Source organism: Listeria cossartiae subsp. cossartiae (assembly GCF_014224155.1).
Lineage (GTDB): Bacteria > Bacillota > Bacilli > Lactobacillales > Listeriaceae > Listeria > Listeria cossartiae.
The window spans coordinates 100,278-113,163 of sequence record NZ_JAASUI010000005.1 but is presented as its reverse complement, the minus strand read 5'-3'; the positions used below and the strand labels follow the sequence as shown (position 1 = coordinate 113,163).

Sequence of the window (12,886 nt, the reverse complement as noted above, 5' to 3'; positions counted from 1 at the left end):
TACAACATTAATAAATAAAGCTAGTTTTCTGCTCAAAAAAAGCCTTACCTCTTTATTTGAGGTAAGGCTTTTGATTATAAGCTTATTCTTCTACTCTTTTGAATACTAAAGTAGCGTTATGGCCACCGAAGCCGAAAGAGTTAGAAAGTGCTACATTTACTTCTGTTTCACGAGCTACATTTGGAACGTAATCCAAGTCACAAACTTCATCTTGGTTTTCTAAATGAATTGTTGGCGCGATAATGTTATCACGGATACTCAACAGCGCAAAAATAGCTTCAATACCACCGGATGCACCTAAAGTGTGTCCAGTCATTGATTTAGTTGAACTAATTGCTAATTTTTTCGCATGATCCCCGAAGACTGTTTTAATTGCTTGTGTTTCATACTCATCATTGTAAGGCGTACTTGTTCCGTGCGCATTAATGTAATCCACTTTGTCAGGAGTAAGTCCTGCATCATCAATGGCCATTTTCATTGCACGAGCCGCACCTTCACCATTTGGAGCTGGCGCAGTAATATGGTATGCATCACCTGTTGCGCCGTAGCCAACGATTTCTGCATAAATTTTCGCACCACGAGCTTTTGCGTGTTCGTATTCTTCTAAAATAACAATCCCTGCACCTTCACCAATGATAAAACCATCACGGTCTTTGTCAAATGGACGACATGCAGTTTCTGGATCTGGATTTAATGATAAAGCTTTGTTCGCAGTGAAACCAGCAAGTGACATTTTTGTAATCGGTGCTTCTGCTCCACCAGTAATCATGGCATCAGCATCTCCACGTTCGATAACTTTAAATGCGTCACCGATAGAGTTTGTTGCTGTTGCACACGCTGTAACGGTTGTTGAGTTAATACCTTTCGCTCCGAAACGAATAGAAACTTGACCGGAACCCATATCCGGAATCATCATTGGAACGAAAAACGGACTAACTCGACGATGTCCGCGGTTTAAGAAAATTTCATATTGCGTTTCGAAAGTTTCCATTCCGCCGATTCCCGAACCAATCCAAACGCCTACGCGAGTTGCATTGGAATCATCAATAACTAAACCAGAATCTTGTACAGCCATTTCAGCACTTGCAATTGCGTAATGCGTGAAACGGTCCATTTTACGAGCTTCTTTTTTCTCTAGATATTTTTCTACATCAAAATCTTTTAATTCTGCTGCAATTTTAACCGGAAAGTCATCCGGATTAAGTCTTGTCATTTCTGCAACACCATTAACACCTTTTTTTGCGTTTTCCCAAGAAGTTTCCGCATCGTTTCCAATTGGTGTAACAGCGCCAATACCAGTAACAACTACTCTTCTCTTATCCATTTACTCATCTCCTTATTTTGCAATTCATAAAAAACAACTTCTGTCTAATGACAGCAGCTAGTATAAAGTTAAGGCTTTATTTAAAATTAAAAATAGTGCACAAACAAATAAACCAAAAGCCTGTTTCATTATAACATAAATAAAGGAAAGTTGTCCTAACAAAAATAATCGTTAGGGCAACTTTCCATTTTTAATTTGTTGCTTACTTACCCCAGCGAATAATTAGGGCGCCCCAAGTTAGTCCGCCGCCAAAACCGACAAGCAAGACATTATCGTTATCTTTAATCCGCCCTTCTTCCACTGCGTCAACAAGCGCAAGTGCGATAGAAGAGGAAGAGGTATTTCCGTATTTGTGAACTGTTTTCATTAGTTTTTCTTCAGGTAAATTCAAACGTTCACGAGAAGCTTCCATGATACGGATGTTTGCTTGGTGAGGAATTAATAAATCTAATTCTTCTTTTTCAAGACCGGCACGTTCTAGTACACGTAAAGAAGCTTCACCCATTTGGCGAACTGCAAAACGGAATACTTCACGTCCATTCATATAAATCTTTTTATTTTCATCTAAGTTCAAGTATTTTCCACCAGAACCATCTGAACCTAAGTCAAATGAAAGTAAACCATGATCATCAGAAACTGGTCCCATAACAACGGCACCCGCTCCATCACCGAATAATACAGCAGTTGCGCGATCATCCCAGTTAGTGATTTTAGATAATTTATCCGCACCAACAACGACGATATTTTTATATGCGCCTGTTTTAATAAATTGAGCTGCAGTTACTACACCAAAAGTAAAACCAGCACAAGCTGCTTCCACGTCCATACCCGCAGCATTTTTTGCTCCTAGACGGTCTTGGATAATATTTGCAACGGATGGAAATGTTGCTTCTTGCGTTACAGTCGCAACGATAAATAAATCAATATCGTCCGGTGTAAGGCCAGCATTCTCGATTGCTACTTTTGCTGCTTCATAAGCTAAGTCGTGCGTATATTCATCATCGCGAGCAATTCTTCTTTCTTCAATACCAGTTCGAGTACGAATCCACTCGTCAGATGTTTCCATTATTTTTTCTAAATCAAAGTTTGTTACTATTCTTTCAGGTACGTATTTACCTACTCCTAAAATTCCTGCGTTCATGCGTTCTCCTCCATATCAAACTACATCAGGATGAAAATATGCTTTTTCTCCTGGATATTTTATGACCTGGTACTAATTTTAACAGAGAAACATCAATTACGCAATTGGATTGCTATTTTTTATTTTGCTTCTAGTGTTTTGTTAGGGTTGTTTTCAGCGAAACCGCCTGCTTTGGACCAGCCGATAACTTTCCCATCATCTGATTTAATACGGTACCAATATTCATTTTTTACATCTGCACGGCGATCTATGTCTAATTCTTTTCCTAGATAATCATTTAAATTTGTTACTATTTTTGAACTATCTTCTACTGGGTAAGCATAGATTTTTTGGTCGGAATCGGTGATGTATTTATCTAGCGTTACATTCGTTTCATTTTGTGGTGTATAGAAAACTGTTACTGAATTACTGTTTATCCATCCGATTGTCTTTCCTTGATCTTGTAGTTGATACCATGTTCCTTTTTCTGTTACAGCTTTTTGAGAAATTCGAAGTGTTTTATTTTGGTAATCTTTGGTTATTCCTGCTTTTTCTGCACCTTCTGTATTGTAAGGTTTCGTCCAAATAATTTCATCACTTGGATTCGTAATTTCTGCATAGGCTAATTGGTTTTCGGTTGAAGTGACTGTATCGTAAATTTGGTCATAACGATCCAAATGGTAAGTTTCAATAGTTGAAATGAGTTTATCAGCGTACCCCGGGTCAGTTGCATAACCTGCATCTTGAATGGCGTGGGCTGCTTTTTTATAATCGGTTTCTCCAATGACTGCGGAATATAATTCTGAATTACCAGATACTCCGTTAACAAAAAGTTGCGCATGATCGACTAATGATGCCTTTTTGTCTGGATATTTTCTGAAGTCGGCTTGTGTGTGGTATGCTTTGCCGTTGCTAAATTCTTGTGTTCCCATAGAAACGGAACTTCCTTCATAGCTACCTTTAATTCCAAACAAGTTGTTAGCTGAAGTGGATAAGCCGCTTTTGCCCCAGTTGGATTCTAAAATGGCTTGCGCTAAAGTAACGCTCGTTAATATTTTTTCGTCTTTTTGTAAGTCTTGTGCATCGTTTGCAATTGATTGTATAAATTGTTGTTGTGATAAAGTCATTCCTGCTTGACTCACTGCAGTTTGGCTCGCTTCTGCTGCCCCTGCATCCACAAAAGGTAACAATGTAGAACTTACGATGACACTTGCTAGTAAAATCTGCGTGAATTTCTTTTTCATTATCAGTTGGCACTTCCTATCCAAATTAGTTAGTTCCCCCAATTTAAATGGCTCTGTCTCTGTTAACCTTCTTCATTCTAGCATTTTCATTCTGAGAGCCTACTAATTTTTCAATGAAAGAATTATCATAAAGTAAGCAGAATGGCTATTTTAAAGGGATGACGTATACCTGTTTACATTTGACAATATTATGTCATTGCTTATTTGCCCCTTTACACTATTATTCTGCGTTTCTGTGAAGAGTCCTTCCTTTTTTTAGATAATCGTATTTTCAAATGATATATGATTGGATAATCTAATTTTATGTGCTAAAATGTATAATGAAATAGATGAAATGGGGTGTAAGGATGCGTTACGTGGTGACTGTAATTTGGGTATTCTTACTTTCTTTAATGGCTGAATTCGTTCTTTCTTCCATGTTATATGTATCATTTGATATGACGCGGGCTATTATTTTAACAGTAGGGTTATCCTTCTTCATTATTTTAATCACTTTCTTGATGCCTAAAGATAGCGAAGTTTATGACTTTAAGTAAACATCCAACTTTCTGATAGCGAGAACTCACTTTTCGAGTGTAACTCAAAAAAGAACCGCTTTCCAATAACTGGAAAGCGGTTCTTTTTTTATTTATCCAAGTAATATTTATTTACTGGTTTTAAATCATCATTTAGCTCGTATACAAGTGGTACGCCTGTTGGGATTTCTAATTCCATTATTTCATCATCACTAATTCCTTCTAAAAATTTCACTAATGCTCGTAAACTGTTACCATGAGCTGCGATAACTACACGGCGACCAGCTTTAATTTCCGGAGCAATTGTATCCATCCAGTAAGGAATAACACGTTCTAGCGTTACTTTCAAGTTTTCACCTGAGGGAATTGCGTGTGTATCAAGTAGTTGATAACGGCGATCGTTCTTCGCTTGTCTTTCGTCGTTTTCTTCTAATAATGGTGGAAGAGTATCATAGCTTCTGCGCCATTTTTGTACTTGGTCAGCACCGTATTTTTCAGCAGTTTCTTGTTTATTAAGACCTTGAAGTGCGCCGTAATGCCGTTCGTTTAAACGCCAAGATTTATTAACGGGGACCCACATTTGATCAGATTCTTCTAATACATAATTAAGTGTTTTAATAGCTCTTGTTAAAACGGAAGTGAAGGCTACATCAAATTCTAAGCCAGCTTCTTTGATTCTTTTCCCAGCAGTTTGCGCTTCTACAACGCCTTCTTCTGACAAGTCCACATCATGCCAACCTGTAAATAAATTCAATTTGTTCCATTCACTTTGACCGTGACGAATTAATACTAATTTCATCTTCCTCATCCTTCCATTTTCGTCTATTTTCTAAACGACTAATCCAACCAAAGTTTTCCCTTTCACGTGAGGTGTCAAACCTTTTTCATGTTATTCTGTGACTTTAAACGTAAATTCGTTCTCTTGCAAATCAATTTCCACAGATGAATGGGGCATAATTTTACCGGATACAATTTCTCGCGCAAGTGGCGTTTCCACATGGCGTACAATGTAGCGTTTCAGTGGGCGTGCACCGTAAATTGGATCATAGGCTTCTTCGGCAATAAAGGCTTTGGCATTATCAGAAATAGTAATAGAGATTTCTTGATCAGCTAAGCGAAGTTGCAATTCTTCTACTAATTTTTCCACAATGCCTTTAATGTCGGCTAATGTCAGCGGTTTGAATAGAATAATATCATCTACTCGGTTCAAAAATTCTGGTTTAAATTCACTTTGCAAAATTTGCATAACGTCTGATTCTAATTCTGGTGAAATTTCGCCTTCTTCCGTTCTTTCAAGCAATAAATTGGAGCCGATATTGGAAGTCATAATAATTACCGTGTTTTTAAAATCAATTAAGCGACCTTGCGAATCCGTGATACGTCCATCATCGAGTACTTGTAATAGAATGTTAAATACATCTGGATGGGCTTTTTCGATTTCATCAAGTAAAACAATCGAGTAAGGATTTCGTCTTACAGCTTCCGTTAGTTGTCCGCCTTCCTCATAGCCAACATAACCTGGAGGCGCTCCGACAAGTCTTGATACAGAATGTTTCTCCATATATTCAGACATATCAATTCGAATCATATGATCTTCTGAGTCAAACATGTTAAAGGCCAAAGCTTTCGCAAGTTCAGTTTTACCAACACCAGTAGGGCCTAAGAAAATAAAGGAACCGATTGGGCGTTTTGGATCTTTAATGCCGGCACGAGCACGCAATACGGCATCGCTAACTAACTGAACGGCATTTTCTTGACCAATTACCTTTTGATGCAGCACATCTGCTAATTTTAACAGTTTTTCGCGTTCGCCTTCTACGAGCTTAGTCACTGGGATTCCAGTCCAGCGTCCGACGATTTCCGCGATTTCATTTTCTGTCACTTCTTCTTGTAGAATCCGGTCTTCTTGGGCTGTTTTTTCACGATTTTCTTCTTCTAAAGCGAGTAATTCTTTTTCTACAGCAGGGATTTTACCGTGACGTAATTCTGCGGCTTTGTTTAAATCGTAGTTGTTTTCGGCTTCTTCTAATTCATGACGTAAATGATCGATTTGTTCACGAACTTCACGAATTTTACTGATTTCGCTTTTTTCGGACTCCCATTTCGATTTCATTTTATTTGCTTCTTCTTTGTAATCAGCTAGTTCACGTTGCAACATTTCTAAGCGTCGTTCACTGGCTGGATCTTTTTCTTCTTTTAAAGCCGCTTCTTCAATTTCTAATTGCATTACTTTTCTTGTTACTTCATCGAGTTCACTTGGCATAGAGTCAATTTCGACACGAATCGTTGCGCATGCTTCATCTACTAAATCAATTGCTTTATCTGGTAAAAAGCGGTCGGTAATATAACGGTTGGAAAGACTCGCTGCCGCCACTAACGCATTATCATGAATATTAACGCCATGATGGATTTCAAAACGTTCTTTTAACCCACGTAAAATGGAAACCGTGTCTTCCACTGTTGGCTCTGGGACAAGTACTTTTTGGAAACGTCTTTCAAGTGCAGCATCTTTTTCGATGTATTGGCGGTATTCATCCAATGTAGTTGCGCCGATACAGTGAAGTTCTCCTCGAGCAAGCATTGGTTTCAGCATATTTCCGGCATCCATTGCACCGTCTGTTTTACCTGCGCCGACAATCGTATGAATTTCATCAATAAAGAGTAAAATTTGACCGTCACTTTGTTTTACTTCTTGGAGTACTGCTTTCAAACGTTCTTCAAATTCACCGCGATACTTAGCTCCAGCAATAAGGGAACCAATATCAAGTGAAATAATCGTTTTATCTTTCAGTCCTTCTGGTACATCTTTTCGAACGATACGTTGTGCTAAACCTTCGACAATCGCTGTTTTACCAACGCCTGGCTCACCGATTAATACGGGATTATTTTTTGTTTTTCTAGATAAAATCCGGATAACGTTACGAATTTCTGCATCGCGTCCGATTACTGGATCGAGTTTGCCACTTCTAACTTCCGCGACTAAATCACGTCCGTATTTTGTTAAAGCTTCATAGTTTTCTTCTGCATTTTGAGAAGTCACTCTTTTCCCTCCTCTGATTTTTAAAATAGCATCTTTGATTTGTTTTTTAGCTTTACGTTGATTTTTAAGTTCGGCTGTAATTGGATTCGACTTTTGATCCATGATAGCTAAGATAAGATGTTCTGTTGAGACAAAATCATCTTCTAATTGTTGTTGTTCTTTTTCTGCATCCCGCATTAGTTGGAAAAGGGCTTGGCTCATTGCTTGACCATAATTCACGCCACTTCCTGAAACTACTGGGATTTTTTCCAAAGTATTGTCTACTACTTTTTGAAGTGCTTCCGTGTCAACTTCTGCTACATCATACACCCGTTTGGCAAAGTCGCTCTCTGTTAATAACACTTTAAAAACGTGTGCAACGTCGATTTCTTGGTGTTCTGATGCAATAGCTAGATTTTGTGCGTCCGCAATTGTTTGCTGGACTTGTTGTGTAAATTTTTGTAAATCCATTTATTCGTCCTCCTTATAAAAGATAAGTCTGACCTTTTTTGACCTTAACTTTATTATAGAATTTTAAATGGCGTTTGTCTAACAAAAACCATCTTTTTTATAGAAAAAGATCCACCACTTTTTAGGTTGGCAGATCTTCTAATTTTCTTAGTCACGGCCTGTAAATAAACGTAGTAAAAACAGGAATAAGTTAAGGAAATCCAGGTATAAATTCATCGCAAGCATTGGTACATCTGCAAGTTCCACATCGCGCTTCATAATTTGGTTAAAATCATACAAAATATATAATGAGAAAATAATCGTTCCACCAGCTGAAATAATCGTTGACAACATAGAGCCTAGTGGTAAAAATACTCCCATAAAGCTGAAGATGATAAGAATAATAATCGCAGCGAATAACGCACTACTCAAGAAAGATAGGTCTTTCTTCATTTTCGCACCAATAATTGCTAGTGTTGTGAAAGTAATGGTTGCTGTAACAAATGCCATTAAAACAGCGGCACCTTGTCCTGCACCAATGTAATATGACAAAGTTGGCCCAAGTGTTAAGCCTGTGACAAACGCAAAGGCTAGTACTACTGGGTAACCAACCACTTTATTAATGGTTTTACTTCGACGCACTACCATTGCTGTAATCAGTAACGCGACTTCTAATACGACAAGAGGCAAATAAAGTTCTGGGCTTAATTTACTCCCAATCGCAGCACCGATAGATGCAAGTAGCAAAGAAAATACAAACCAATTAAGGACTTTTTGCATAATAATTTGTTTTTCTGTTCTTTTCTCTGTATTTACTTGCTCGGACGTGTGATTGATTTCGTTCATGAACATTTCTCCTCTTCCAATTGATTAGTTTAATTATATCAAAAGAATTATTACATTTCTATCGGTCTTGCGTTGGAATTTCACAAAAAAAGAAGCGCACGAGGCACTTCTTTAAATTAAATCAAATTGTTTTAAACCTAGCATAATGCCGTCACTATTGTTATCTTTCGTTACAAAAGTGGCTTTTTCTTTTAATAGCGGTACGGCGTTTTCCATTGCAATCGCATAATCCACTGCATCAAACATCTCTAGGTCGTTCATACCGTCACCGAAAGCATAGGTTGGAACATCTTGATACCCCATTACTTCGAGTAGTTTTGAAATACCAACTGCTTTGGAGCCACCTTTTTTTAGTACGTCATTACTAAATGGTGTATTGCGGACGAACTGCAACTCTGGAAAACGTTCTGGGAAATAGTCATCCCCTGTTTCGAGTAAAAGAAGCGCCATATTGATTGTTTCTTCTTTATACATATTCGTTCTTACTTCTGGCATTGGTTCGCCTAGGAAGTCATAGTGCGCTTTTACAACAGGTGTGTTTGCGGTTGCGCCGATTCTTTTATCATTATAATAACAAACTTCGACATTTTGTGATTTAGCTTCTTCTGTTAAACGTTCCAAGAGATCCGCGTCAATCACATCTTCGTATACTTTCTCGCCTTCAAAAATAGCCATTTGTCCATTCATCATTACAGCGGATTCGATGCCGGTAATTTTCATTTGATGACTGATTTCGATAAGTGTCCGTCCAGTAGCAATGACAGGAATAATATTATTTTCCCGAAGTTTGTCTAATGCTTGAAGTGAGCTATCAAGTACTTTGGAATCACTATTTAAAAGCGTTCCATCCATATCAAAAAAACAAATTCCACGTGGTTTCACATTATCCATCCTTTACTAACATAATACATCCATCATACCAATCATCCGGACGTAAAGTAAAGGCTATTTGTACATGACAAAATCTCCAGTATGCTCAAAACCAAGACGGTGGTAGATTTCACCAGCGACTGGATTATCATAGAACAAACAAGGTTTCTTTCCTTCTGCTAATACATCGCAACATAATTTTTTTAGAAGTGTGCTCGCAAAGCCACGTTGCCGGTAGCCATCACTTGTCGCGACTCCTGTAATCATTGCTGAAAAAGAATTTTCTGCGGATGTTTCTGCTACAGCTACTACTTCTTGATCTTGTTCAATATAATAAATTCGTTTCACGCCTTTTTCAATTTGGCGAATAATTAATTCTTCATTTTCTTCACGTGTGCCAAATTCTTTAATATCTTTGCGCATTTTAATAATTGGCGCTACGTCTTCGGCTACTGCCGTTCTGACAATGACATCTTGATTAACCGAAATTCGGTTTACATGTTCGCACTCGCAAAAATAAGTATCTTGTCTTTTTTCGGCAAGTTGTGGTAAAAATGCTTCAAATTCCTTTGTGACACGAGAAATACCGCTAACTTCATAGGTATCATGTTTAGCAATAATTTCTGAGAAAGCTTTTGCATCAAAATTAGCGTCTTTTGAATACGGTAAGAAAAACGTATCGAATCGAAGTAACAATGCATGTAATTTACCTGCTGAATCGAATTCACCCCAAAGATCTTGCACATCACTCTCGTAACCAAAATTCTCGATATCCCCAATTATAAATAGATTCAGGGTTGCTTCGGGTTTTAAAAGTGCCATTACTTCTTCATTATCAGATACAGTTAGTTTTCTAATCATGTGCCACACTCCTATTTTGAAAATTGTCTTCATTTTACGTGAGTTAGTTAGGTTCGTCAAGCCCTGAATATTTCACATAAAAAAGCTTGGGACAATTAGTCCCAAGCTTCTTAAGATTCGTAATGAATTTCGCCAATTTTTAACAATAAGCTGATTGCGTTGAATTTTTCGTCTCCAAGATGCATTTTGTTTGTATCTTGAAAAGTAATAGGTGCTGATGTAATGGTTTCTTTCGGTTGTTCAAAGAATTTTTCTTCTAGTGCCAAACTTTCTGTAATTTGTGTTATGTATTTTTGGAATTTAGTTTCGTTTCTCATTTTCCCTATCATTAATGCTTTTAAAGTGCTTTGGGAAATCCCGGCTGCAAGCGCGAATGTTCTATGAGTATATCCATTTATTTTCATGTAAAGTGACAAATTAGTGGCAATTCTTTGTTTCTCTGCCTTGTTTTTCATTTGGGTGAACCTCCTGTCTTTCTATATTTATCATTATGCCCGGTGAAGATGAGAATTTGATTAAAACTTCATAGTATTTAGCTAAAAATATTGAAAACGTTTTCTTTTATTGCGAAAAAATATGCCGGAATAACATCTATCCCGGCACATTTTTTAATTTGTATATTTTTCCCAGACAACGGTTCTTAATACTTCTAAAAATTCTGGGTCCGCGTTTGGCATTGCTGGTCGGTGGTATGCTGCGCCAACTTCATCTGTGACTACTTTACATTCATAATCATTGTCGTAAAGTACTTCTAAATGTTCTGCAACAAAACCAACTGGTGTATAAATGAAGTGTTTATATTTTTCTTGGCCGTAAAGTTCTCTTGTTAAATCTTGTACATCAGGCCCAAGCCAAGGTTCTCCGGTCTTTCCTTCACTTTGCCAACCTAAGGCGTAATGAGGTACGGCAACTTTTTCAAAGATTAAATCGGCTGTTTCTTGCAGTTGGTCTGGGTACGGGTCGTTATGTTGTTTGATTTTCTCAGGCAAGCTATGCGCCGAAACAATTAAAACGGTATCGATTAATTCGTCGGCTGGAATTTGTTTGGCTGTTTCGTTAATTCGGTCAGCCCACATTTGGATAAATTTTGGCTGTTTGTACCAATCATTGATCGCTTTAATTTCGATGCCACCCAGTTTTTCAGCAGCATCTTTAGCTCTTTTATTGTATGCTTCGACGCTAAAACTAGAATAATGCGGTGCTAACACGATGGAAATCGCTTCTTCTATACCATCTTTATGCATCGCTTCGACAGCATCTTCAATGAAAGGTTCGATATGTTTCAAGCCGATATATGCTTTAAATTCTACTTCATCTTGCGTTTCATTAAGCGCCTTTTCTAGTCCATAGGCTTGTGCTTCGGTTATTTTTGCTAGTGGAGATAGGCCGCCGATAGCGTGGTATCTCCCGCGTAAATCTGCAATCATTTCTTCGCTTGGCTTGTGACCGTGACGGATATCTGTATAGTAACGTTCGATATCTTCATCTTTGTACGGTGTCCCGTAAGCCATTACAAGTAAACCTACTTTTTTAGTCATTATTTATCATCCTTTTTTAATAGAATTTCGCTTCTCTCGTGGATGTAAGTGGTTAGTTTTTTCAGCATTTCTGGTGGTACTTCTGGGAAAACGCCGTGTCCTAAATTAAAAATAAAACCTGGTTTTAATACGCCCTCTTGCAAAATTCGTTCGGTTTCCTCCAAACATTTTTCAGGTGCAAGTAGCGTGGACGGGTCTAAATTCCCTTGGATTGCTTTTGTTGGCACTTTTTGTCTAGCAGATGTAAGTGTTTCGCGCCAGTCAACGCCAACAACATCTAGCGGCATCGTTTCCCATTCGGCGAGAAGGTGACTTGCACCAACTGCTTGCATAATAATTGGCGTCGTCGGATGAACAGCCTTTACTTCTCGCACAATCATTTCGATAACTGGTCGGATGTAAGTCGCATAATCCGCTCGACTAAGTGCGCCTACCCATGAATCAAATAGTTGCACAGCGGAAGCTCCGGCGTTAATTTGCGCTACTAAATAGCTCGCAGTCATTCGGCCCAGTTTTTCCATTAATATTGCCCACACTTCTGGTTCGCGGTACATAAAGCTTTTTGTTTGGTGGTAATTTTTCGATGGGCCGCCTTCTATCATATAACTTGCTAAAGTGAACGGCGCGCCAGCAAAGCCAATTAATGGCACCTCTAACATATCATCTGCTAATAATTTTATCGTATCGAGCACATATGGTACTTCGATTTCTGGTTGAAAGATTGCCAGTTTCTCTACATCTTGGAACGTTCTAATAGGATTATGTATCACTGGGCCAATGCCAGACTTAATCTCTACGTCTACCCCCATCCCCGGAAGTGGTGTCATAATATCTTTATATAAAATTGCTGCATCTACACCGTATTGATCTACAGGTAGCTTGGTTACATAAGCACATAATTCTGGTTGATGCGTGATTTCAAATAGAGAGTATTGTTCTTTTAATTTACGATATTCTGGTTGGGATCTCCCTGCTTGTCTCATATACCAAACCGGAATTCGGTTAACTTGTTCTTTTCGCGCTGCTTTTAAAAATAAATCATTCGTTATTTTTGTCATCGAGTCGCTTCCCTTCTTTGTTCATTTACACACAATAGGCA

The 12,886-nt window shown here is 38.1% G+C and carries 12 protein-coding genes; 1 reads left to right on the top strand and 11 read right to left on the bottom strand.

Going from position 1 to position 12,886, the window contains the following annotated elements:
* Positions 1 to 82: 82 nt before the first annotated feature.
* The 3 genes from fabF to HCJ30_RS13080 all read right to left on the bottom strand — a co-directional run bounded on the left by fabF (position 83) and on the right by HCJ30_RS13080 (position 3,712).
* Complete coding sequence (gene fabF, locus HCJ30_RS13090; protein WP_185392511.1) at positions 83 to 1,324, bottom strand: beta-ketoacyl-ACP synthase II; 1,242 nt, start codon at positions 1,322 to 1,324, stop codon at positions 83 to 85.
* A 202-nt stretch (positions 1,325 to 1,526) separates the two neighbouring features.
* Positions 1,527 to 2,465 carry a 3-oxoacyl-ACP synthase III FabH gene (fabH, locus tag HCJ30_RS13085; RefSeq protein ID WP_008948512.1) on the bottom strand — a complete coding sequence of 313 codons (939 nt, stop codon included), beginning with the start codon at positions 2,463 to 2,465 and terminating at the stop codon, positions 1,527 to 1,529.
* Between the two features lie 119 nt (positions 2,466 to 2,584).
* On the bottom strand, positions 2,585 to 3,712 hold the full coding sequence (locus tag HCJ30_RS13080) for a GW domain-containing glycosaminoglycan-binding protein (RefSeq protein ID WP_185392510.1): 1,128 nt from the start codon (positions 3,710 to 3,712) through the stop codon (positions 2,585 to 2,587).
* Between the two features lie 323 nt (positions 3,713 to 4,035).
* On the opposite strand from HCJ30_RS13080, the gene HCJ30_RS13075 reads away from it, so the two are divergent.
* Positions 4,036 to 4,224 (top strand): YjzD family protein, encoded by a 189-nt coding sequence (locus HCJ30_RS13075; RefSeq protein WP_185392509.1) that lies wholly within the window; start codon positions 4,036 to 4,038, stop codon positions 4,222 to 4,224.
* A gap of 88 nt (positions 4,225 to 4,312) precedes the next feature.
* Here HCJ30_RS13075 and gpmA read toward each other — a convergent pair whose 3' ends face one another.
* From gpmA to hemE, 8 genes are all read right to left on the bottom strand, one after another.
* The gene (gpmA, locus tag HCJ30_RS13070; protein ID WP_185392508.1) at positions 4,313 to 5,002 is read right to left on the bottom strand and encodes a 2,3-diphosphoglycerate-dependent phosphoglycerate mutase; all 690 of its coding nucleotides are present in this window, start codon (positions 5,000 to 5,002) and stop codon (positions 4,313 to 4,315) included.
* 90 nt (positions 5,003 to 5,092) lie between these two features.
* Complete coding sequence (gene clpB / locus HCJ30_RS13065) at positions 5,093 to 7,693, bottom strand: ATP-dependent chaperone ClpB (protein WP_185392507.1); 2,601 nt, start codon at positions 7,691 to 7,693, stop codon at positions 5,093 to 5,095.
* Between the two features lie 147 nt (positions 7,694 to 7,840).
* The gene (locus tag HCJ30_RS13060) at positions 7,841 to 8,518 is read right to left on the bottom strand and encodes a Bax inhibitor-1/YccA family protein (protein WP_185392506.1); all 678 of its coding nucleotides are present in this window, start codon (positions 8,516 to 8,518) and stop codon (positions 7,841 to 7,843) included.
* 111 nt (positions 8,519 to 8,629) lie between these two features.
* Entirely contained in the window at positions 8,630 to 9,400 is a 771-nt protein-coding gene (locus HCJ30_RS13055; RefSeq protein WP_185392505.1) for a Cof-type HAD-IIB family hydrolase, read from the bottom strand.
* A 63-nt stretch (positions 9,401 to 9,463) separates the two neighbouring features.
* Positions 9,464 to 10,249 carry a GNAT family N-acetyltransferase gene (locus tag HCJ30_RS13050; RefSeq protein WP_185392504.1) on the bottom strand — a complete coding sequence of 262 codons (786 nt, stop codon included), beginning with the start codon at positions 10,247 to 10,249 and terminating at the stop codon, positions 9,464 to 9,466.
* Between the two features lie 110 nt (positions 10,250 to 10,359).
* Positions 10,360 to 10,704: a hypothetical protein gene (locus HCJ30_RS13045; RefSeq protein ID WP_185392503.1), complete on the bottom strand. Its 345-nt coding sequence runs from the start codon at positions 10,702 to 10,704 to the stop codon at positions 10,360 to 10,362.
* Positions 10,705 to 10,857: 153 nt separating this feature from the next.
* The gene (gene hemH, locus HCJ30_RS13040) at positions 10,858 to 11,787 is read right to left on the bottom strand and encodes a ferrochelatase (RefSeq protein WP_185392502.1); all 930 of its coding nucleotides are present in this window, start codon (positions 11,785 to 11,787) and stop codon (positions 10,858 to 10,860) included.
* Entirely contained in the window at positions 11,787 to 12,845 is a 1,059-nt protein-coding gene (hemE, locus tag HCJ30_RS13035; RefSeq protein WP_185392501.1) for a uroporphyrinogen decarboxylase, read from the bottom strand. Before hemE ends, hemH begins: the two co-directional genes overlap by 1 nt.
* Positions 12,846 to 12,886: the final 41 nt, after the last annotated feature.